This window comes from Paractinoplanes globisporus DSM 43857, from assembly GCF_000379645.1.
Taxonomy (GTDB): Bacteria; Actinomycetota; Actinomycetes; order Mycobacteriales; family Micromonosporaceae; genus Actinoplanes; species Actinoplanes globisporus.
In genome coordinates, this window is the sequence record NZ_KB903322.1 from 11,789 (window position 1) to 33,243 (window position 21,455).

The window sequence follows — 21,455 nt, forward strand, 5'->3', positions numbered from 1 at the left end:
GACGACCTTGGGCCTAAGCGTGACAACCGGTCAATTGCGCGCAGATGAGGAGTTCTTCGGACAGCGGCGACGGCGCGCGGCCCAGCCAGACCGCGTGCAGCGGCCGGCTCAGGGCGAGCCCGGGCACCTGGAGCTCGACCAGCTCACCGGCCGCGCGGGCGCTGACCACGCCGATGCCGCCGCCGGCCCGGGCCGTGGCCAGGATCGTCGTGGTCGAGCCGAGACTCGTGGCGTGCGGCAGGGCGGGCGGGCCGCCGAGCGCCTTCTCCAGCGCGCCGAGGAACGTGTCGCGGGTGCCCGAACCCGGCTCGCGCAGCAGCAGCGGCTGTTCGAGCAGGTCGGCGACCGGCAGGTCCTGGCCGGCCCGCGCGGCGAGGGGATAGCCGGCCGACACCACCAGCGCCACCCGGTCCTCCCCGACCCGGCGGCGGCTCAGGTCGGCCGGGATGTCCGGCGACTCGACGAAGCCCAGGTCGGCCCGGCCAGAGCGGACCAGCTCGCAGACGCCGGCGCTGTTGGACACCGCGGCCGAGATCTCGGTGCCCGGGTGGGTGCGGCGCAGGCTCAGCAGCCAGGCCGGCAGCATGTACTCGGCGATCGTGAGGCTCGCCGCCACCCGCAGCCGGGCCTCCCGGTCGGCGCGCAGCGTCAGCACCCCGTCGGCGAGTGTGTGCGCGGCCCCGACCACCTGCTGCGTCCAGACCGCGACGGCCTGCCCGGCCGGGGTGAGCAGGCTGCCGCGCCGGGAGCGCACCAGCAGCGACACCCCGAGGCGGCGCTCGAGCCGGGCGAGACGGGCGCTGGCGCTGGGCTGGCTGATGCCGTGCGCCTTGGCGGCGCGCCCGACGCTGCCGGTCTCGGCGACCGACAGCAGGAGGTCCAGCGCCGGCAGGTCGCTGATCCAGGGCGGCAGGGGCATCGTCGCGCAGTCTGTCACACGTACGGAAGTCTCTGCAGGCCAAGGCTGGTGGCACCCACCGCGACCCAGAGGATGAGGCCGAGCAGCAACGGTCTCGCGCCGGCCCGGCGCAGGGCCGCCACGTCGGTCGAAAGACCGACGGCACCGAGCGCGACGGCGACGCAGAGCATGGCCAGGTGCTGCACCAAGGGCTCTATTTCCGGTGGTACGAGGCCAAGCGTGTGCAAGGCGGCCGCGGCGAGGAACGCCCCCAGGAACCACGGCTTCGGCGCCTTCGCCCCTCGCGACAGCGCGAGAGTCACCGGAATGATCATGAGGGTCCGCACCAGCTTGACCACCACGGCGTGCTGCGCGGCGACCGGCCCGTACGCGCTCGCCGCCGCCACCACGGCGCTCGTGTCGTTCACCGCCGTCCCCGCGAACAGCCCGAACGCCTGCTGATCGAGCCCGAGCAGATGCCCGAGCGCCGGAAAGACGAGCACCGCCGCCACATTGAAGAAAAAGATCGTCGAGATCGCGTACGCGACATCGCTGCTCTTGGCCCGCAGGGCCGGGGTGACCGCCGCGATGGCCGACGCGCCGCAGATGCCGGTGCCGACCCCGATGAGCGTGCGCAGGTCGCGGGAGATGCCCAGCTTGCGCCCGACCAGCCAGGCCAGTCCAAGGCAGACCGCGAGCGTGCCGAGCATGACCGGCAGCGAGCTGACGCCGACGGAGACCACCTCACCGAGGGCGAGCTGCGTGCCGAGCAACACGATCGACAGCCGCAGGACCGGCCCCTTGGCCAGCTCCAGAACGTTGGCGTCCCGCCGGACGAAGGGACTGAGCAGCACTCCCCCGGCAATAGCAAAGATCGGCGCGCCGACCGCCGGCACCACCGAGCCGCCGACGACGGCGGCAAGACCCAGGGCGAGCAGCAGGAACGGCACACCACAAGGCTCGGCCGCGCCACCACCCGCCGGTAGCGGCTACCTGCCGAGCGTGGTCATAGCCAACGCCTATGACCGGCCGGCGCCCGCATCGCATCGCCGCCGACGTCCGCGGCTCTCGGGCCGCCCGAGCGGCTGCTCAGCCCTCGGCTTCCAGGATTCGCTTGAGGTTCGCGAGGTCCTTCTGATTGGCGCGGCGGATCGACGCGGCCATCATCGGCGCGGTGACCCTGGCGAACCCGGCCGGCTCACCCCGGTTCCGCAAGGTCATCCGGGTCCGGTCCGGGCCGGCGGGCTGCCAGGCATAGGTGGTCTCCATCGGGAACGGCCCCTGCGCGGTCCGCATCACCAGCCGCTCACCCGGCACCAGCTCGACCACCTCGTAGGTGTAGGCGAGCCGGCGGCCGAGGAACCGTGCCACGAAGTCCATCCGCGACCCGACCGCCACCGGCCCGGTGGTGCGCCACTCGACCGACTCGATGTTCACATACCACCGCGGCGCGTGCGACGGGTCGCCCGCGTAGGCCGCCACCTGCGCACGGGGCCGGTCGATCACGATCTCGGTCAGCACGTCGACGGCCATCTCCCCATCCTGCACCCACGTTTGTTCTTACTGCCTGCTGCTCGCCGGCCTGCGGCGGCGGAGGACCAGCGGCAGGGCGGCCGCGGCGGCCAGCAGGACCGCAAGAACACCGAAACCAATTCCGAGGCTTGCGTACGTCGCGACGCCGGCGACCAGCAGCGGCCCACCGGCGTCGCCGAGCTCGCGTCCCAGCTCGGCCGTGCCCATGGTCTGACCCAGGCGTTCCTTCGGGGTGCTCGCGGCCAGCGCCGCGAAGCCGAGCGGCGTGATCAGCCCGGTGCCCACACCGATCAGCGCCGCCCCGGCCAGCACGCCCACGAGGCCCGGCAGCGTCGCCGCGGCCAGTCCTGCGGCGCCGATGGCGAGACCCGCGGTCAGTCCATTGAGGGTGCTGAGCCGCCCGTCGTCCAAGGCCCGGCCGGCCCACGGCTGCACGACGGCGCCGCACAGCGCCAGCATGGACACCGCGGCGCCGGTGGCGATCGGGCCCAGCCCCGCGGCCCGCCCGAGCACCGGCAGGAAGCCCACTCCCACCGACAGGGCCGCGGTCCCGGCGGCGAGTGCGGCGGTCGGGGCCAGGAAGACCGGGTCGGCGATCCGGCGGGCCAGGTCGAGCACGGTCTGGCGGATCTTCGGCAGGGGCGGCACCGCGGGCACGGCCACCAGTGCCCAACCAGCGACCACCAGCGCTAGCACGGTGAGCACCACGAACAGCAGGCGCAGCCCGCCGGCCCAGACCAGCAGACCGCCGAGAAGCGGCCCGAGCGTGTATCCGATCGACTTGTAGAACCCGTACGAGCCGAAGGCCTTGCCGTGTTTCGCGGCCGGGTTGAGCCGGGCGACCAGCGCCGAGGCCGCCGGGGAGAACGCCGAGGCGGCGGCGCCCTGGCCGAGGCGGGCGGCCCACAGCCAGCCGGGGCTGTCCGCGAGCACGTAGGTCACCGAGGCGAGCGCGAACGCGACCAGGCCGCCGAGCAGCACGGGCCGCGCCCCGATCCGGTCGGCGAGTGTCCCGAAGACCGGCTTGAGCAGCACCTCGGCCCCGTCGTACAGGGCAAGCAGGCCGCCCAGCACCATCAGTGAGGTGACCGCGTCGTCGGAGAACCCGCCCAGGTTCGCGGCGACCGCGTGCGCGCCGAACGCGGTGGTGAACCCGGCCGCGTACAGCGGCCACATCCGCCGGCTCAGGTCCCGGTGCCGGCGACGTGGCCGGGTCTTCCGCGAGGAGACCGAGTTCGAGCTCTCCGGGCGAGCGTCGCCGCTCACTCAGGCGCCGGCCGGCTGGAACAGCTCCACGGGGTTGCCCGCCGGATCGTCGAGGACGATCTGCCGGCCACCGGGCCCGCTGACGACGTCGCTGCGGAACACCACGCCTTCGGCGCGCAGCCGGGCCACCTCGGCGTCGATGTCCTCGACGAGCAGGTGTATCCGGTTCCAGCCGCCGGGATGCGGCGTGCGACCGTCGGGCATCGGCCGGCCGGCGGAGCTGGCCGGGCCGGACAGAAGCAGCCGCAGATTTCCCCGCAGCACGTCGGCGAACGCCGGCGGATACGTGGTGTTCGGCACGAAGCCGAGGTGTGTGGTGTAGAAGTCGATCGCGGCCTGCACGTCGTCCACGAGGTAACGGACGTGCACGGTTTCGTCGGTCATGACGCCTCCCTGGCAGGTTCCGTGGCGATGGTGTGCAACAGGAAATCGATCCGGTCGGTGAGCTCGGCGGCGACGCGATCGAACGCGGGCCGGCCGTCGGGGTCAGCGGCGGGGTCGGGGATGCTCCAGTGCGTCGTCACCGGGTGGCCGGGGAACTCGGGGCATACCTCCCGGACCCGATCGCACAAGGTGATCACCCAGTCGAAGCGCTGCCCGGCGAATTCGTCGAGGTGTTTCGGCCGGGCGGTAGCCAGGTCGATGCCCCGCTCGGCCATGGTGGTCACCGCGTCGGGATGGATCGGTTTGGGTCGGCTGCCGGCGCTGAACGTCATCACCCGGCCACCGGATCGCCGGCGCAGCAGCGCCTCGGCCATCTGCGATCGCGAGCTGTTGCCGGTACACAGGAAGAGGACTCGAGTCGGTGCCGCCCCGGCCGGTGCCGTTGGCGCCGGCGGCGCAGTGAGTCGCAGGCCCGGGTGCAACGCCCCGCCCGCCGCTGCCAAAAGCTGCCCGCAATGCGAAAGGTCGAGCCGGTAGTAGATGTCGCGGCCGTCGGCGGAGCTGCGGCGAGCCCGAACCAGATCCGCTTTACGCAGCAGGCCGAGGTGGTAGGAGATCAGGCTCTGCTGCTCGCCCAGCAGCGCGGTCAGTTCGTGCACCTGCCGATCACCGCGGGCCAGCGCGCCCAGCAGGCGCCACCGCACCGGGTGCCCGGCGGCCGAAAGGAACGCCGGCAGATCAGTACCGTCTCTACGGTCCTGGCTCACCGGCCGATAATACATCAAACTCGTTTGATGGGAATTCGGTCCGGTACGGCGCGGCCTGAAACCTCATTGGTAGCCGCGCTTGAGCAGGAACTTGGCGCCAGCCGCGAAGCCCTCCTCGTCGAGCACCCGAAACTCGAACGCGTCGGCGAGCCGGTTGGTGATGTTGAACGCGGCGCAAACGGCCAGCGCGTCCTCGACCTGCTGCCGCGAAACGCCCGCGGCCAGGACCTGTCGCATGTCCGTGGCGCCGACCGTGCCCTCGCGGGTCAGCTTGTCGACCATGCGCAGCGTCGCCCGCAGCCCGTCCTCGATCGGAGCCGTCTCCAGGTCGGCCAGCACCGCCCGGACCCGCGGGCGGTCCGCGTACGCCTGCTCCGAGGTGGCGGTGTGCGCGCCGATGCAGAACGCGCACGCGTTGGCCCGCGACACGACGGCCGCCATCAGCTCCCGATCGCCCACCGACCAGGCCGAAGGCCCGCGCATCGCCAGGTGGGTGAAGCGTTTCGACGGATCGCCGTAGAAGTCCGGGCGGTAGAAGACCAGCTTGGCGGCGTCCGGCAGCGGCCGGCCGGAGAACAGCCGGACGACCGCGAAGAGAAGCTTGGTTGCCGGCTTGTAGCCGCCGTTAAGAACCTCGGGACGCATCAGCCGGATGCCTCCTCGAGCGCCGCCAACGCGGCGTCGTACATGCGGGTCGTCTGTCCCACCGCGGAAGCGATCACCAATTCGAAGAGCTGATCCTCACCGAAGCCCGCCGCCCGGGCCACCTCGAAATCCGCGTCGGTGATTCGGGTCGGGCTGGTCGCGACCTTGCCGAGCAGCGGGTCGAGGGCCGGGCCGACGCGGGCGTTCTCGAAGGCATGGGCGCGCTGCTCCGCGGTCGTTTCGCGCGGCCCATTCAGGATGCGGTCCACCAGAGTCCCATATACGGCGCGCTTCTCATCAGGCACGGCGGCTGCCCGGTCCGAACAGGCCGGCATAGCGGTGGAGATAGAGCGGCCAGCCCTGGTCGTGGCCGACGCCGTCGCGGACCGACTCCCAGCCGGGGCCGTGCCGGTCGAGATGGCGATGCTCCAGCGCGACGCGGGTCCGGTCCGGGGTCTCGGCGGTGAAGGTCACCTCAACCTCGCTGGTGTGCTCCGGGTCGGCCTCGACCTGCCAGCTCGGTCCGATGTCCCAGCTGAACACCACCCGATGCGGCGGGTCGTAGGCCAGGATCCGCGCCCACCGGCATTCGGTGCCGTCGGTGCCGCGGTCGTAGATGTGCCCGCCGACCTTCGGCTCGAACACCGTCTCGGCGATCGGCACCGGCAGCAGGTTGTGCTCCGGTGGTTTGAAGTCACCGAACCGGTCGGTGAACACGCTGAAGGCCCTCTCGAGCGGCGCATCGACCACGATCTCCTGCCGCACCACCATGTCTGCCTGCGTCATGAATTCTCCTCGGCGTCCTCGACGACGTCCTGGTAACCGTCCAGCGCCCGGCGCCAGAACATGTCCAGCTGGTCCTTCAGGGCGGCCACCCCGGCCGGGTTCAACCGGTAGACCCGGCGGGTTCCCTCGGCCCGGTTGGTGACCAGCCCGGCGCTCTTGAGCACCTGCAGATGCTGGGACACGGCCTGCCGGCTGATCGGGAGCCGATCGGCGAGCTCCCCGACCGCGCGCGGCCGCTCGGCCAGACATTGCACGATGGCGAACCGGCTGGGATCTCCCAGCGCTTCCCAGCCCAGATGGCCTTTGAAAGTCGCCACTAACGAAAGCTACGACTTACGGATGCCCAAGTCAACATCAGGTGGCCGCACGACAACGCCGCGGGCGTGATGCCCGCGGCGTTGGAACCTGCCCCGCCGAATTCACTCAGCCACCGGTGACGGTGAGCCCGAAGCTGGCCGAGTGACTGATCGGCTTGCTGCCGGCGGTGACCGCGCTGACGGTGACCGTGTACGACCCGGTCGGTGTCGACGACGAGGTGGTCATGAAAAGACTCGACCGGCCGTCGAGGAAAGGCCTGGCCGGAGAGAACAGCGGCGTGGCACCGCCGGGCAGGCCGGTCACGCTCAGCGTCACCCGGGTGTCCTCCAGCTTGGGCACCACGGTGAAGGTGACCAGATTGGACGCGAGGCCGCCGGCCCGCACCGTAGCCGTGGTCTTGCTGAAGTTGATCGAGTAATCGGTCGTCGTGTCCGCGACCGCGGCCGCCGGAGCCGCCAGGACCAGCGCCGCCGCCACCGCTGCGGCGCTGCCGAGAATGCGGTACATGGGTGTCCTTCCGTTGCGCGGGCGGCCGTGTCCGACCCGGTCGCCGTCTGTCGTCGGGAGCATCGCAACGGGCGCTGGAGCCGGGCTGACACGGCGCTGAAAGGCGACCGGCCCCGTTCAGGACCGGTCCGTGCACAACTCCACCGGGATGTTGCCGCGGGTGGCGTTCGAGTACGGGCAGACCTGGTGCGTGGCCTCGAGAAGGTCGTCGGCGACCTCGGACGGCAGGTTCTCGGGCAGCTTGGTGCGCAGGGTGACCTCGAGACGGAAGCCGCCCTGCCCGTTCGGGAGCAGGCCGACCTCGGCGGTGACGGAAAGGCCGGTGACGTCGAGGTGCTTGCGCCTCGCCACCAGCTGCATGGACGTGGCGAAGCACGCGGCGTAGCCGGCGGCGAACAGCTGCTCGGGGTTGGTGCCGTCGCCGGTGCCGCCCAGCTCCTTCTGGAGGGCCAGGCCGACGTCGAGCCTTCCGTCCGAGCTGTAGGCGCGGCCGTCGCGGCCGGTGGAGGTGGCGATCGCGGTGTAATGGGTCATGGTGGGAGCGTAGGAAGACCACAGTCGGCGAAACATGGCTTTCCGTCTCCCATTCATGTCTGGTCGTCTCGCCGGACCGAGTCGAGCGATACGATCTGGCGATGGACGTGCTGAGCGACGCGATCGGGGCGATGCGCACCGGGCGCCCGCACTCGGCCGAGATCCGCAAGCGGGCGCCGTGGGGAGTGCGGGCCGAGCCGTTCTCGGGCGCCGGCTTTCACGTCGTCCTGGAAGGCACGTGCTGGCTGATTCCGCCCGAGGGCCCGGCAATCGCACTCGGCGTCGGTGATGTGGTGTGCCTGCCGCACGGGTGCGGGCACGCGCTGGCCGACAGCCCGTCGACATCGTTGGTGGACGTGCCCTCGGCCTCGCTCGCCTCGGTCAGGCCGGTCGCCGATGACCGCGCCACGACGGTCCTGCTGTGCGGGGCGTACACCCTGGATCAGAGCCGGCCGCACCCCCTGTTCGCGGAGCTGCCCGACGTCATCCACCTGCCCGCGCGGCTCGGCCATCGGTCGCCGCTGCGGGCCGCGGTCGGCCTGCTCGGCGACGAGGTCGCCGGCCCCGATCACGGCAGCTCGGCGGTGGTGTCGGCGCTGCTGGACGTGATGCTGCTCTACATCGTGCGGGCCTGGCTCGCCGAGTCGGAGGCGGCGGCCGTCTGGAGCGATCCGGCGGTGATGACGGCGCTGCGTCGCATGCACGAGGAGCCCGCGAGGCAATGGACGGTCGAGGCGCTGGGGTCGGCGGCGGGGCTGTCGCGTGCGGCGTTCTCGCGACGGTTCACCGCGATGGTCGGCAAGCCGCCCTTGGGCTATCTGACCTGGTGGCGGATGTCGCTGGCGGCACGGATGCTGCGCGAGAGCGACAAGCCGGTGCAGAGCGTGGCGCAGCGGGCCGGGTACGCGTCGGAGTTCGCCTTCGGCAAGGCGTTCAAGCGTGAGCACGGGGTAGCACCCGGTCAGTACCGCCGGCAGACGCGCCTGGGCTGAGCTTCTACGCGCGGCGCTCCAGGAATTCGTACACATCCTGGCTGTCGACGCCGGGGAAGGTGCCCGGCGGCAGCGCGGCCAGCAGGTGGGAGTGGACCCGCGCGCTCGGCCAGGCGCTGCCGGCCCACCGCCGCACCAGATCGGCCGGGGGGCGCCGGCAGCAGTCGGGGTCCGGGCAGCGGGAGACCGTACGCCGAGTGGTGTCGCCGCCGCGGAACCAGCGGGCGTGCTCGTACGGCGTCCCGACGGTCACCGAGAACTCGCCGGAGCGGGTCGATTCGATGTGGACGGTGCACCAGTACGTGCCCGCCGACGTGTCGGTGAACTGGTAGAACGACGAGTACGGGTTGTCGGACTGGAAGATGGTGCGCGACGCCCACTTGCGGCAGATCGGCTGGCCCTCGATCGCGCCGGTCACGTCCGACGGGAAACGGACACCGTCGTTCTCGTACGCCTTGTACACGATGCCGTTCTCGTGCACGCGCGTGAAGTGCACCGGGATGCCGAAGTGGTGGGTCGCCAGGTTGGTGAAGCGGTGCGCGGCGGTCTCGTAGGAGACGCCGAACGCGTCGCGGAAGTCGTCGATGGCCAGGGCCCGGTCGGCCTTGGCCTCCTTGAGGAACTCGACCGCGAACGTCTCCGGCATCAGCAGCGCCGCCGCGAAGTAGTTCGCCTCGACCCTCTGGCGCAGGAAGTCGCCGTAGTCGGCCGGGTCGTTGTGGCCGAGCACGAAGTGCCCGAGGGTCTGCAGCACCACCGCCCGCGGGTCGTGCCCCTTGCCGCTGGCGACCTGGGGCAGGTAGATGTGCCGGTTCTTCAGGTCGGTCACCGAGCGTGTCGAGCCGGGGAGGTCGTTCACGTAGTGCAACGAGAAGCCCAGTGACGCGGCGATGTCGAGGATGCCGCGCTGCGACAGCGGCCCCGTCGTGTACCGCACCGACTGCAGCACCCGGGCGGCCGCCGCCTCGATCTCGGGGAAGTAGTTGTCGCGCTCGCGCATGTTGACCCGCAGCTGCGCGTTCGCCTTCCGGGCGACCTCGGGCGTCGCGCTCTGCTCGGCCAGCACCCGGCCCAGCTCACGGTGCAGACCCACGAGCGCTTCGAGCGCATCCGCCGGCAGCCGCCGGCCGCCGCGAACCAAGGGCAACCCCAATTGGGCGTACGCCTGCTCGTGTTGAAAATGAGCGAGCTCGATCTCGAGCCCGGCGCGTCGGCTGGGCGCCTCGGGACGCAGAAGATCCTGCAGCGGTACGCCGAGGGTGGCGGCGATGGCCTGCAGGACCGACAGCTTCGGCTCGCGCTTGCCGTTCTCGATCAGCGACAGCTGCGACGGCGCCCGGCCGACCGCCTCGCTGAGCTGCTCGAGGGTCAGGCCCTTGGATTTGCGCTGGTGGCGCAGGCGCTGGCCGAGGGTCACGAGGTCGACGGAGGCGTCGGGGAGCGAAGCGGTCACGGGTTTGACGCTAGCAGAAATTCTGCGTTTCTTCTGTTCACAAATGCCTCCCGGACCCCTTGCGGCGTACGCGACAGTCGAATTCTTCCACCGCTTCTTCCACACGAAGCAGGCGCGACAGGGCAGGAAAGGGATATCCGATGACTGATCAGCTGACCGAAGTCAGGGGCGGTACCGCAGCGGACCTCACTCGGGCGTGGGCCGGCGATCCCCGGTGGCTCGGCATCAAGCGCAGCTACACCGCGCAGGATGTGATCAAGCTGCGCGGCACCGTCCAGGAGCGGCACACGCTGGCCGAGCGCGGCGCGCAGCGGCTCTGGGAGCTGCTCAACAGCGAGGACTACATCAATGCGCTGGGCGCGCTGACCGGCGGCCAGGCGGTCCAGCAGGTGCGGGCCGGCCTCAAGGCCATCTACCTCTCCGGCTGGCAGGTCGCGGCCGACGCCAACCTCTCCGGGAACACCTACCCGGACCAGTCCCTGTACCCGGCCAACTCGGTGCCCGCCGTGGTCCGCCGGATCAACAACGCGCTGATGCGCGCCGACCAGATCGACACCGCGGCCGGCCGGTACGAGCGTGACTGGTTCGCCCCGATCGTCGCCGACGCAGAGGCCGGCTTCGGCGGCCCGCTGAACGCGTTCGAGCTAATGAAGGCCATGATCGTCGCGGGCGCGGCCGGCGTGCACTGGGAGGACCAGCTCGCCAGCGAGAAGAAGTGCGGCCACCTCGGCGGGAAGGTGCTCATCCCGACCCAGCAGCACGTCCGTACGCTGAACGCCGCTCGCCTCGCCGCCGATGTGCTCGGCGTTCCGTCGCTGGTCATCGCCCGGACCGACGCGCTCGCGGCCGACCTGCTCACCACCGACGTGGACGAGCGGGACAAGCCGTTCCTCACCGGCGAGCGTACGGCCGAGGGCTTCTTCCGGGTGCGCCCGGGCGCCGACGCGGCCATCGCGCGCGGTGTCGCGTACGCGGATTATGCGGATCTTCTCTGGGTCGAGACCGGCAAGCCCGACCTCGACTTCGCCCGCGACTTCGCCGAGGCGGTGCACAAGGAGCACCCCGGCAAGATGCTGGCGTACAACTGCTCGCCGTCGTTCAACTGGAAGAAGAACCTGGACGACGCCGACATCGCCCGCTTCCAGAAGGAGCTGGGCGCGATGGGGTACAAGTTCCAGTTCGTCACGCTGGCCGGCTTCCACGCGCTCAACCACTCGATGTTCGAGCTGGCCCGCGGCTACGCCGAGACCGGCATGACCGCGTACGTGAAGTTGCAGGAGGCGGAGTTCGCCGCGGAGGCGGACGGCTACACCGCGACCAAGCACCAGGCCGAGGTCGGCACCGGCTACTTCGACGCGGTGTCCACGGCGCTCAACCCGGACAGCTCGACCACCGCCCTCAAGGGCTCGACGGAAGCGGAGCAGTTCTGATGGGCAACGAAGAAGTCACCATCACCGGTACGACGGAAGGCCGCTACTCCGAGATCCTGACCCCCGAGGCCGTGGCGTTCGTCGTCGCGCTCGACCGGGAGTTCGGCGCTCGCCGGGTGCAGCTGCTGGAGCGTCGCCGGCGCCGGCGGACCACGCGTACCGAGGAACTGGATTTTCTGCCGTCGACGAAGGCCGTCCGGGATGACACCTCGTGGCAGGTGGCGCCCGCGGCACCGGACCTGACCGACCGGCGGGTCGAGATCACCGGCCCGCCCGACCGGAAGATGACCATCAACGCGCTCAACTCGGGCGCGAAGGTCTGGATGGCCGACTTCGAGGACGCGACCTCGCCCACCTGGGAGAACGTGGTCCTCGGCCAGGCCAACCTGCGCGACGCGCTGGACGGCAAGCTGGACTTCACGGCGGCCGACGGGCGCGAGTACAAGGTCGGCGACGAGATCCCGACGATCATGGTCCGGCCCCGCGGCTGGCACCTGCCGGAGTGCCACCTGCGGATCGGCGGCCGGGCCGTCTCCGCCTCGCTGTTCGACTTCGGGCTCTACCTGTTCCACTGCGCGCAGCGACAGCTCGACCGGGGCTCCGGCCCGTACTTCTACCTGCCGAAGCTGGAGTCGCACCTGGAGGCCCGCCTCTGGAACGACGTGTTCGTCTTCGCGCAGGAGCAGCTCGGCATCCCGCGCGGCACCATACGCGCCACGGTGCTGATCGAGACCATCACCGCGGCGTTCGAGATGGACGAGATCCTGTACGAGCTGCGTGAGCACTCGGCCGGCCTGAACGCGGGCCGCTGGGACTACCTGTTCAGCATGATCAAGAACCGGCCGGACGTCGTCCTCCCGGAACGGTCCCAGGTCACGATGACCGCGCCGTTCATGCGGGCGTACACGGAACTGCTGGTCCGCACCTGCCACCGCCGCGGCGCCCACGCGATCGGCGGCATGGCCGCGGTCGTGCCCAGCCGCGACCCGGTCGCCGCCAAGCGCGCCCTCAACCAGGTGCGCCAGGACAAGCGGCGCGAGGTCGGCGATGGCTTCGACGGCTCCTGGGTGGCGCACCCCGGCCTGGTGACGACCTGCCGCGACGTGTTCGACCAGTGGCTCGGCGACGAGCCGCACCAAATCGTCCGCAAGCGCGACGACGTGCGGGTCACCGCCACCGAGTTGCTGGACGTGAAGGCGATCGGCGTCCAGGTGAGCGAGGTGGCGCTGCGTACGAACGTCAGCGTCGCGCTGCGCTACATCGCGGCCTGGCTCGACGGTCGCGGCGCGGTGGCGCTCGGCGGTCTCATGGAGGACGCGGCCACGGCCGAGATCTGCCGCGCCCAGCTGTGGCAGTGGATCCACGCGAGCACCCCGACCGACTACGGCGTGCCGGTCTCGGCCGCCCTGGTCACCCGGATGCTGCGCGAGGAGCTGGACGTCCTCAGCGAGACCGGCGCCCTCGACGAGGACGCGGCCCGCCGGTTCGGGCAGGCCCGCACGCTGCTGACGGTCCTGCTCACCGAGCGCACCTGCCCCGAGTTCCTGACCCTGCCGGCGTACCTGCGCCACCTGTCCGGCGGCTCCGGCACTCCCACCTCCGTCGAGCAGGCTCCTGTCGCGGCCTGACCTACGGAAGAGAACGGCGCGGTCCCCGGCACTTGGGGCCGCGCCGTTCGTCTGTCCACCGCTAAAGAGGGCGCCGGGCCCGTTCCATGACCTCCTCGTCGGTGAGCGGGCTGCTCGGGTGGTGGCTGAGGCAGAGCGGGGTGTTGATCTTCTGCGGCGGCTCGCCCTCCAGCGCCACGTAGAACTCGCCCGAGGTGAGACTGCCGATGTCCGGCACGTCCCCGCCCTTCGCCCGGGCCATCTCCTGGGCGGCGGCGATCTGCGCCGACACGGTCATCCGCCCGAACAGATGCGTCGCGGCGTTGCCGGAGACCCGATTGTGCAGGCCCTTGGGCGCCTGGGTCGCGAAGAGCAGCCCGAGGCCGTACTTCCGGGCCTGCGCGGCGAGGGCGAGCGTGCTCTGCGTACAGGCGGTCATCGCTCCCGACGGCGCGAAGTTCTGCGCCTCGTCCATGACCAGCAGGCCGAGCAGCGGCCGGTCCGAGGCCGGATGCTTCTTGATCCACGCGAACAGGCCCATCTGCAGCTGATTGACGAAACTCTGCCGGGCTTCGTCGTTCAGCCCGATCATGCTGATCACCGAGATCCGGGCCCGCTTCCCGGCCGACGGCGTGAGCAGGATCCCCGGGTCGGCCGGCGTCCCGCTCCCCCCGAACATCGGATCGTTGTCCATCGACGCGGTGAGCGTCTGCCCGAGATCCGACGCGATCTTGCCGGCGTCGGCCAGCTCGCTGACCCCGTCGGGCAGGTCGCCGAGCAGCTCGATCAGTCCGCGCAGGCTGCTTCCGCCCTGCCGTCCGTAGTACTCGATCGTCTTGCGCAGGACGGCCAGCCCGAGGTGGGCCTTCTGCGCGCGGCCCACGACGTTGGCCCGTGGCGCCAGCGCCGAAGCGGCCGCCTCGACGGCCGCCGCGAACTCGTCGGGGTCGTCGCGCACCGCGGCGAAGTCGGGCAGCGGCTGAAAACTCAGCGGCCGGCCCGTCTCCCGGCGCGGGGTCCACACCACGACCTCGGTGCCGGCCAGATACTCCGCGGCGCGTTCGGCGTCGCCCGCCCGCCAGCGTTCCGGCGGTTCCGGCCAGGCGTCACCGAGCCGCGCCAGGTCGTTGTTCGGATCGAGCACGATCGCCGAGACGCCGAGCAGCGCACATTCCTCCACGAGATGCCGGATCAGCACCGTCTTCCCGGACCCCGACGCGGCGAAGATCGCCCCGTGCTTACGCAGAGCCTCCAGGGTGATCGGCACGGGAACGCTGTCGTCGCCGCAGGCACGCCCGATCGGAAACCCCGCCGCCGGGACCTCCCGCCGGGCCACGGCCGGTATCGGCCACGAGTCGACGTCGGCGAGTGCCTCCTTGAACAGGGTGAGCTGCTGGGTCGGGCGCTCGCGCACCAGCCATGCCTGCAGCTCGGCCGGGTTCTCCTGGCGCAGCCCGTGCAGGGCGGCGAGCACCCGCAGGTCGGCCTCGTCGATGCTCAGCGTCACCCCGCCGTCGGCCGCCAGATCGGCGACGACCTCCCGGGTTTTCGCGGACGTCGACCACGGGCCGTTGCGAATCAAAAAGAGCTTCCGCTTCGGTACGTCGGCGCTGAGACCGGCCGCCGTCCGGGCCCGGCGGATCCGGTGCAGGGCGGCCGTGCCGTGGTGGGTGTCGCTGATCGCCCGGAACGACCAGTGCACCTGGTCCTCGGCGCCGACATCGTCCTCGTCCTCGTCGCCGAGAGCCCGTCGCAGCCGCGCGTGCAGGTCGGCCTTGGCGCTCGGCGGTGGATCCACGCTGAACGCCCGGCCGGCGTCACCCCGCTCGGCGATCCAGGCGTTGAGTCCGGCCGTGAGCAGGAGGGGGAACCATCGGTCCTCGGTGTCGTGCTCCAGCGGCGACGTGACATCGGCCGTACGCTTCAACTCCTCGAACCGGTCCTCGATGCGCCGCATCGCCTCGTCCGGCACGACCGGCGCCATCCTCGCCGCCGGTTGGACGGCCTGGTCCTCGGCCGGCACGTCGGCGAGGCTCGTCAGCTCCCGGACCTCGTCGTCGAGCAGGCACTTGCGGACGTGCCGGTTGATGTCGACGAGCAGCCGGCGCGGCGTGTAGTTGAGGGCCTCGCCGAAGACCTCCGGCCGGACCGGCCAGGTCGGGTACGGCGGCTCGAACCCGACCGAGGCGTACCGCGCCGTGAACCGCTTCTCGACGATCTGCCGGGCGAGCTCCGCGCTCCGGATCCCGCGGAAGGCCAGATTGTTGCGGAACCGGTCGGCGAAGGACGTGGGCACCCGGTCCTCGAGCATGGTCCAGGTCGAGGCGAGGGTCGTGGTGAGGGTGAGGGTCCGCCGAGTCGTCTCCCGAAGGTCCATGAGACCGGTGGCGAATCCGGCCACGACGTTCGACGCGTGGAGATCGACCGCCTCCTTCGAGACCTTGGCCAGTTCCTCCTGGATGAACGATTGCGCGATCGGCGTGTCCAGCTGGTCGAAGGCGATGACCGTGGGGCCGGTGAGCGCCAGCAGCCAGGAGATGTCCTTGACGATGTCCTGGTGCGTGCGCGGGCGCGACCGGATGCCCCAGGCCCGGCGTTCTCCCGGCACCGTCTCCTCACCGCACGCGAAATAGCTGTCCGCGATGTCCTGATGCTCCTCGTCGTCGGAGGCCAGCAACGCCAGGGCCCGCGCGGTGTCCCGGCATTGGAGAGCGACGTGCGGCTCGTAGTGCCGAAGCCCGTCGATGAAGGCGTCCAGGGCGTCACGGGTCAGTTCCGTCTCTCCCATCACCGCACGGCGGGCGGTCCGGGGCGCGCCGACCCGCGCGGACAGCCGGCGTAGCAGCAGCGTCAGCTGTGTCTCGTCACCGAGGACCGGGCGACCCATCCCCTCGATGACGAACAGGAGAACCCCGTCCCAGAAGTTCCGGCTGTCGAGCAGACCGATCAGGAAGAAGTAGCCGCCACGATGCTGAACCCGTTCGCGGACCCAGCCGAGCAGATGCGTCTTGCCCGAACCGGCCGGGCCTTGCAGGGCGAGCCCGACCGGATTGGTGTCGGCACTCGCCTCAGCCTCGGCGATGCCGTCGAGCACGTCCTGGACCACCGTCGGATGCAGACCGTCGACGTGGAAGGGCGAGTCCCGCCACACGTCGTCCGGCGCCTGGATCCAGTTGAATCGCAGTGCGGCGAGGGCGGCGCGCTCCTTCTCGATCATCGCAGCCCGATCGCCAACTTGTGCCTGTCCTCGCCACCGATCCGGACGGCCGCCGCCTTTTCCTCCTTGCCGAGGCGGTGCCGGTGGACCTCCGGGTCGAGCCGGACGTCGGGCGAGTCGAGCATCTTCTCCAAGGCCCGGTCGAGCTCGGCCTTGGGCACGTCGGGCAGCAGTGGCCGGATCGCGGTGAGATCCACCCACTCGCCCGCGCGCACCGACACTTGGTCGTATGCGTCACGAACCCGCTCGTCCAGGCTGCGGGTGTCCGGAGCGGGAGTCTTGTCGACGGCCGGCGCATCGGCATTTTTCCGGTGCTCCGCCGCGAGCGCGGCCCAGAGGATCCGCTCCTTGATCGTGCGCTTCTCGGTGGCGTCGACCTGCGCCTCGTCGATCTCCAGCGGCCGCCCGACGATCTTGACGCCCTTGGAGGAGAGGAGGTGCCGGTAGGGGCGGTGCTGGGTGTTCGAGATGATGTAGCCGAGTCCGTTGAGCTTCGCGTACAGCGACCCCGTGAGCCGGAACCCGTAAATCTCGTCGAGCTCCGTGTTGGAGATCTCCCGATCCTCGTTCCGGAGCAGCAGCAGGATCGCGTAGTCCGAGGGCGTCAGGTCGTCCGACATCAAGGGTCCTTTCAGGGGAGAGGTCATTGTGGGAAGGTGTCGGGGCCGAGCAGTTCCGACCCGTCAGCGTTCAGGCCGTAGGCCCGCAGGCGCGCCGTCCACTCGGGCGGCGTGTTCGTCGCGGTGTGCAGGGCCAGGAGGCGGTCGGCCGCGCCCTCGGTGCCGGCGTCCAGCTCGGCGGTGAGGCCGTCCAGGTCGCGAAGCTCGAACAGCAACGCGGACAGTTGTACCGCGGCCTCGGGCTTGCCCTCGTCGACGGCGGCGCGCAGCTCCTCCCGTTCGATCGCCGCGGCGGCGGCGCGGGCCTTGGCCGAGCGCACCCGCGACAGGCGCCGCTCGGCCGTGCGGTCGCCCTTCTTCGCCCGGGCGCGGAGCCGGTCGATGTCGCCCCAGGCGACGTAGAGATCGGCCAGCGCCTCGCCGGCGAAGACCTGGCCCTGATCGGCCCGCTCGTGGATCTCGGCGACGCAGCCGCGGTCGGCGAGGCGCTCGACCAGGCGCTCGGCCGCGATCAGGTCGCCCTGTTCCTCCCGCATCCGCAGGTCGTCGCTCAGACCGCAGTCGACCAGGATCTCCTCGATCCGATCGCGGGCGGCCGGGTTCCCGGCTTCGGCGGCCAGACGTAGTTTCTCGATCCGGTCCCACAGCTCCTCGGCCCGAGCGAGTCGGCGCTTGATCGCGTCGTCGCCCGGGTCGGCGTCGTGCCGGCGGCGCAGGACATCGACGGCCGGCTCGAACCGGCCCTGCCGGATCAGCAGGTCGGCCAGTTCAATCGCCGCCTGCGCATCGTGGCCGTCGGTGGCCAGCCGGCGCAGCGCCGGCTCGGCGTAGCAGTAGCGCATCCGGGCCAGCGCGGCGTCGGCGAGGCGGCGCAGGTCCGACGGGCGGTCCATCCCCCGGACGAACGCCTGCCAGGCCTCGCCGGGCACCGGTGCGGTCCGCCGGACCCGCCGCAGATGCTGGGCGAGATAGTCGGCGACGACGTAGCCGGCAAGACTGCCCGGTTCTCCGCCGTCGACCGGCGACAGCGGAGAGACGTCGCCGTACAGGGGCTTGGTCGCATGCGGTTTCGCCTCCTCGATCCACACCCGGGCCGGCTCCACCCGCTGTTTCGGCTGCAGGTAGCCGAACATCGCCCGGGCCAGAAGTTCCTCGCTCAGCGGCGCGTGCACCCCCAGGCGATGGGCGTCCGCGGCGGCCGTGATGATCGCTTTCGCGTACGGGTTGGCGGGCTGTTCCCAGGCCATGACCAGGGCCGGACCGCCGGCGAGAGCCTGGGTCAGCCCGGCGTCGCGGGTGTCGAGGGCCTGACGGATCCGGCTGTCGCGTTCGGCGACGCCGCGCGCCTGGTTGAGCTCGGCGGTCGTCAGCTCGGCCGGGACACTGATCTGGACCGCGCTCCTCATCAGCCTCCGGATGTCCTCCGACGCCGACGTCAGGTTGCCGAGCTGGCTGGGCCACACCGTGCCGACCACGACGTTCCCGCGGCGGATCAGGGTGCGTACGCATTCGGCGGTGAGCGGCTCGCGACCGCCGAGGTACTGCTGCAGCTCGTCCAGCCAGAAGACGGTCCGGCCCGGCGGATCGTTCTTGAGCTCGAGCAGGTACCCCGCGTGCGGCGGCTGGATCAGCCACCAGTCCGGATACATCTCGCGGACCGCCTCGTACAGCGATCGCGTCTTGCCGGTCGACGAGGAGCCGAGCATGACGACGAACGGTCCCCGGTCGACATTGGGGGCGAGCGCCGCGCGGAGCCTGAAATCAAAATCGCGTTCCACGTACGTCGGGAGCTCGTCGATCGCGTCGGGCGTGGTGATCGCGCTGTGGATGCCCAGGTCGCGCGCGACGGCCTCGTCGACCCGCTGGCGGTCGATCGGCCGGGCGCTCCCCATCGACCCGGGCGCTCCGATGCGGGTCAGCAAAACCTCACCCCACAATCGCGTGCGTGACCACCTGTTCACCCATGGCGATAATTGCTGGAAAAGGCGCAGGAAATTGATCTGCGAAAGCAGCAACGCGGACACTACCGCACCCCTCGACATGATCGCCAGAAGCCCGTAATGCGCGAGTTGGCGAACCACGAAACACCTGGTCAGCACGAGTTCAGCGGCCGGAAGAAAGAGCCGGAATGCCATCCGTCGAACAGCCAATAAACGATTCGAAAATTTGTACGAGGATCAGAATTGCGGGTAATCCGAGGGTGGCGGCGATATGATCAGCGATTGTGGACACTGACGATGTCGAGCGGTGGTTCGGGGAGTACCTGGCGGCCTACGCGGCCTGCGGCCGGGGCGAGACCGGGACGGAGGCGCTGCTCGCCTACTACGGTGACCCGCTGCTGATCACCACCGACGGCGGCTACTTCCCCCTGGCCGGCGGCCCGCGGATCGTCGCCGGCGTAGCCCCGCAGATCGAGGCGATGCGCCAGGCCGGCTACCACCACACCGAGGTCCTCGACTTCACGATCACCCCGATCAACGCGAAGTCCGCCCTCTACCGCGGCACCTTCTCCTGGCAGCGAGCCGACGGCACCGAGTTCAACCGCCCGACCGCCACCTACCTGATCACCGACGGCCCGGCCGGCCACCGCATCTCGGTCCTGGCCGTCCACGCGGACTGAGTCGATGCGGCGAAACTCCGTGGTGTGCCGGCGTCGCCGTTCCTAAGCTGCGGCCATGACTGACACCCCCGCGCCCCGGGTCTTTCGCAGCGTCGACGAGGTCTACGGCGACACGTTCGACGACGAGGAGGTCGAGGCGGCGCTCAACGAGAGCCTGTCGCCCCGGTCCCTGAACCAGCTGTTGTTCGACCTGGTCGCGGAGACCGGCCTGCCGCCGGGCTCGACCGTGCTGGACGTCGGCGCTCGCGACGGGCGGTACAGCTTCGAGCTGTCGCGTCGTTTCGGGTTCACGGTGCGGGGCGTCGAGCCGGTCCGCCGTAATCTGGACAACGCCGCCCGCGACCTCGCCGCGTTCGCGGCCGACGACCCGGAGGCCGCCGCGCGGGTCCGCATCGACGAGGGCGTCGCCGAGAAGCTGACCGACCCCAGCGGCTCGGTCGATCTGATCTGGTGCCGGGACGTACTGGTGCATGTCGAGGATCTTGAAACGGTGTTCGGCGAGTTCCGCCGGGTCCTCAAGCCCGGCGGCCGGGCGCTGGTGTTCCAGATGACCGCCACCGACTGGCTCACACCGGCCGAGGCGGCGTTCATGTGGCCCCCGGCCGGGATCCACGCCACCAGCCTCGACCCGCAGCGGATCGAGGCCGCGATCACCGGCTCCGGCCTGACCATCGCGCAATGCATTCAGTTGCACGGCGAGACACGCGAGCGCGCCGAGGAAGACGGCCTCAACAAGACCTCCGAGCAACTGCTCTGGGTGTCCCGGCTGCTGCGCAACCGCGCGGCCTTCGAGGAGCGCTTCGGCACCATCGCCTACGAATACCTGCTCACCGACAGCCTCTGGGGCGTGTACCAGATGATCGGCAAGCTGAACCCCCGGATCTACGTGCTGTCGGCCTGAGTCATCGGGTGCGGGGCGCCGGCGAGTTCCCCGAGGAACTGCACGATGCGCCGGGCCGCCCGGCGGTCCGGGTCCAGATCGGTGTTGTAGACCCCGACGCCGAGTCCTCGGCATTTCGGGCTGGTCAGCGCCCGGCGGACGATGGTCGTGAGCTCCGGCCAGCCGAGCCCGCCCGGCATGGCCGGGTCGCTCGCCGCGGCACAGGCCGGGAACTCGTCGCCCCGGAGAACGTCGAGGTCGATGTGGACCCACCACCCGGGCGTGGTCCGGTCGAGGTGCTCGGCGGCTTCGGCGGCGAGCTGAGCGGCCCGCCCGTGCACAACCTCGGCCGGGTGCAGGCGCACGCGCGGCGCGATGGACGGGATCGCGATCGCCTCGCGGTACCGTTCGTCGCGCTGACCGAGCATCACGATCGCGGCGGGGTCGAGCGCGGGCAGCCGGTGCCGCATCGACTCCGGCGCATCGCGACCGGTGAGTCCGAGCAGGAGCGCGATCTCCATGTTGGCGGCCTCACCGTCCGGCGAGGAATCCATGGTGGTCGCGTCCTCGTGCGCGTCCATGAAGAGCAGGCCGGCCGCGCCCAGCTCGTCACGCAGCGCCGGGAGGGCGCCCAGTAGGACGGCGCAGTCCGCGCCGTAGAGCAGCGGAAAGCGCCGCGCGCGGAGCGAGTCGCGGACGCGGCGATGGACATCATCGATCATGGCCAGCAGCGCGGCCTCGTTCATGAACGTGCCGGCGCCCCGGGACGGGTCGGGCGGCGGGGTCGTGACGTCGGCCGTCATGGTCGCGTCGCGCAGCGCCCGGGCCAGTCCCGCCTCGCGAAGGACGGCCGCCGCCCGCGCTTGACCGCGGGGTCGCCCCGAGCCGTCGAAACAGACGCCGATCAGGTCGGCCGCGCCCGTCCAACTCGACGACATCGCCCCATCATCGTCGCAAACCCGCGATCACGCAGTGACCGTCCGCGCGCCGTCGATAGG

The 21,455-nt window shown here is 70.9% G+C and carries 22 protein-coding genes; 5 read left to right on the forward strand and 17 right to left on the reverse strand.

Annotated elements, in window-relative coordinates:
* Positions 1 to 13: 13 nt before the first annotated feature.
* The 12 genes from A3CQ_RS0134520 to A3CQ_RS0134575 form a co-directional block, all read right to left on the reverse strand.
* Positions 14 to 919, reverse strand: coding sequence for a LysR family transcriptional regulator (locus A3CQ_RS0134520; protein WP_020515518.1), 906 nt, complete (start codon positions 917 to 919; stop codon positions 14 to 16).
* 14 nt (positions 920 to 933) lie between these two features.
* The gene (locus A3CQ_RS0134525) at positions 934 to 1,848 is read right to left on the reverse strand and encodes a YeiH family protein (RefSeq protein ID WP_020515519.1); all 915 of its coding nucleotides are present in this window, start codon (positions 1,846 to 1,848) and stop codon (positions 934 to 936) included.
* Positions 1,849 to 1,987: 139 nt separating this feature from the next.
* Entirely contained in the window at positions 1,988 to 2,431 is a 444-nt protein-coding gene (locus tag A3CQ_RS0134530; protein ID WP_020515520.1) for an SRPBCC family protein, read from the reverse strand.
* 27 nt (positions 2,432 to 2,458) lie between these two features.
* On the reverse strand, positions 2,459 to 3,697 hold the full coding sequence (locus A3CQ_RS0134535; RefSeq protein ID WP_020515521.1) for an MFS transporter: 1,239 nt from the start codon (positions 3,695 to 3,697) through the stop codon (positions 2,459 to 2,461).
* Positions 3,698 to 4,081: a VOC family protein gene (locus tag A3CQ_RS0134540; RefSeq protein ID WP_020515522.1), complete on the reverse strand. Its 384-nt coding sequence runs from the start codon at positions 4,079 to 4,081 to the stop codon at positions 3,698 to 3,700.
* A complete protein-coding gene (locus A3CQ_RS0134545; RefSeq protein WP_020515523.1) occupies positions 4,078 to 4,863 on the reverse strand; it encodes a metalloregulator ArsR/SmtB family transcription factor in 786 nt (261 codons plus the stop codon). The genes A3CQ_RS0134540 and A3CQ_RS0134545 overlap by 4 nt, the downstream gene beginning before the upstream one ends.
* A 48-nt stretch (positions 4,864 to 4,911) precedes the next feature.
* The gene (locus tag A3CQ_RS0134550) at positions 4,912 to 5,493 is read right to left on the reverse strand and encodes a carboxymuconolactone decarboxylase family protein (protein WP_020515524.1); all 582 of its coding nucleotides are present in this window, start codon (positions 5,491 to 5,493) and stop codon (positions 4,912 to 4,914) included.
* The gene (locus A3CQ_RS0134555; protein ID WP_020515525.1) at positions 5,493 to 5,762 is read right to left on the reverse strand and encodes a carboxymuconolactone decarboxylase family protein; all 270 of its coding nucleotides are present in this window, start codon (positions 5,760 to 5,762) and stop codon (positions 5,493 to 5,495) included. Before A3CQ_RS0134555 ends, A3CQ_RS0134550 begins: the two co-directional genes overlap by 1 nt.
* Before the next feature lie 28 nt (positions 5,763 to 5,790).
* On the reverse strand, positions 5,791 to 6,279 hold the full coding sequence (locus A3CQ_RS0134560) for an SRPBCC family protein (RefSeq protein ID WP_026206535.1): 489 nt from the start codon (positions 6,277 to 6,279) through the stop codon (positions 5,791 to 5,793).
* Positions 6,276 to 6,596: an ArsR/SmtB family transcription factor gene (locus A3CQ_RS0134565; protein ID WP_020515527.1), complete on the reverse strand. Its 321-nt coding sequence runs from the start codon at positions 6,594 to 6,596 to the stop codon at positions 6,276 to 6,278. Before A3CQ_RS0134565 ends, A3CQ_RS0134560 begins: the two co-directional genes overlap by 4 nt.
* Before the next feature lie 106 nt (positions 6,597 to 6,702).
* Positions 6,703 to 7,104, reverse strand: a complete 402-nt coding sequence (locus A3CQ_RS0134570) for a hypothetical protein (protein ID WP_020515528.1) — start codon at positions 7,102 to 7,104, stop codon at positions 6,703 to 6,705.
* A gap of 117 nt (positions 7,105 to 7,221) precedes the next feature.
* Positions 7,222 to 7,638: an organic hydroperoxide resistance protein gene (locus A3CQ_RS0134575; protein ID WP_020515529.1), complete on the reverse strand. Its 417-nt coding sequence runs from the start codon at positions 7,636 to 7,638 to the stop codon at positions 7,222 to 7,224.
* Positions 7,639 to 7,739: 101 nt separating this feature from the next.
* Between A3CQ_RS0134575 and A3CQ_RS0134580 the strand changes: the two genes are divergently transcribed.
* Positions 7,740 to 8,630, forward strand: a complete 891-nt coding sequence (locus tag A3CQ_RS0134580) for an AraC family transcriptional regulator (protein WP_020515530.1) — start codon at positions 7,740 to 7,742, stop codon at positions 8,628 to 8,630.
* A 4-nt stretch (positions 8,631 to 8,634) separates the two neighbouring features.
* Here A3CQ_RS0134580 and A3CQ_RS0134585 read toward each other — a convergent pair whose 3' ends face one another.
* Positions 8,635 to 10,083: a helix-turn-helix domain-containing protein gene (locus tag A3CQ_RS0134585; RefSeq protein WP_020515531.1), complete on the reverse strand. Its 1,449-nt coding sequence runs from the start codon at positions 10,081 to 10,083 to the stop codon at positions 8,635 to 8,637.
* A gap of 140 nt (positions 10,084 to 10,223) precedes the next feature.
* On the opposite strand from A3CQ_RS0134585, the gene aceA reads away from it, so the two are divergent.
* A complete protein-coding gene (aceA, locus tag A3CQ_RS0134590) occupies positions 10,224 to 11,513 on the forward strand; it encodes an isocitrate lyase (RefSeq protein WP_020515532.1) in 1,290 nt (429 codons plus the stop codon).
* On the forward strand, positions 11,513 to 13,141 hold the full coding sequence (gene aceB, locus A3CQ_RS0134595) for a malate synthase A (protein ID WP_020515533.1): 1,629 nt from the start codon (positions 11,513 to 11,515) through the stop codon (positions 13,139 to 13,141). Before aceA ends, aceB begins: the two co-directional genes overlap by 1 nt.
* 61 nt (positions 13,142 to 13,202) lie before the next feature.
* Here the strand turns inward: aceB and A3CQ_RS0134600 are convergent, their stop codons facing one another.
* From A3CQ_RS0134600 to A3CQ_RS0134610, 3 genes are read right to left on the reverse strand one after another with little or no spacing between them, the layout of a single operon-like run.
* Positions 13,203 to 16,337: an ATP-binding protein gene (locus A3CQ_RS0134600; protein WP_020515534.1), complete on the reverse strand. Its 3,135-nt coding sequence runs from the start codon at positions 16,335 to 16,337 to the stop codon at positions 13,203 to 13,205.
* Positions 16,334 to 16,957 (reverse strand): hypothetical protein, encoded by a 624-nt coding sequence (locus A3CQ_RS57980; RefSeq protein WP_020515535.1) that lies wholly within the window; start codon positions 16,955 to 16,957, stop codon positions 16,334 to 16,336. The genes A3CQ_RS0134600 and A3CQ_RS57980 overlap by 4 nt, the downstream gene beginning before the upstream one ends.
* Positions 16,958 to 16,980: 23 nt before the next feature.
* A complete protein-coding gene (locus A3CQ_RS0134610; protein ID WP_020515536.1) occupies positions 16,981 to 18,879 on the reverse strand; it encodes a tetratricopeptide repeat protein in 1,899 nt (632 codons plus the stop codon).
* Between the two features lie 302 nt (positions 18,880 to 19,181).
* On the opposite strand from A3CQ_RS0134610, the gene A3CQ_RS0134615 reads away from it, so the two are divergent.
* Positions 19,182 to 19,577: a DUF6841 family protein gene (locus A3CQ_RS0134615; protein ID WP_020515537.1), complete on the forward strand. Its 396-nt coding sequence runs from the start codon at positions 19,182 to 19,184 to the stop codon at positions 19,575 to 19,577.
* Positions 19,578 to 19,632: 55 nt separating this feature from the next.
* Entirely contained in the window at positions 19,633 to 20,478 is an 846-nt protein-coding gene (locus tag A3CQ_RS57985; RefSeq protein WP_020515538.1) for a class I SAM-dependent methyltransferase, read from the forward strand.
* Here A3CQ_RS57985 and A3CQ_RS55105 read toward each other — a convergent pair.
* Positions 20,460 to 21,395, reverse strand: coding sequence for an arginase family protein (locus tag A3CQ_RS55105; RefSeq protein WP_020515539.1), 936 nt, complete (start codon positions 21,393 to 21,395; stop codon positions 20,460 to 20,462). The genes A3CQ_RS57985 and A3CQ_RS55105 overlap by 19 nt on opposite strands.
* Positions 21,396 to 21,455: the final 60 nt, after the last annotated feature.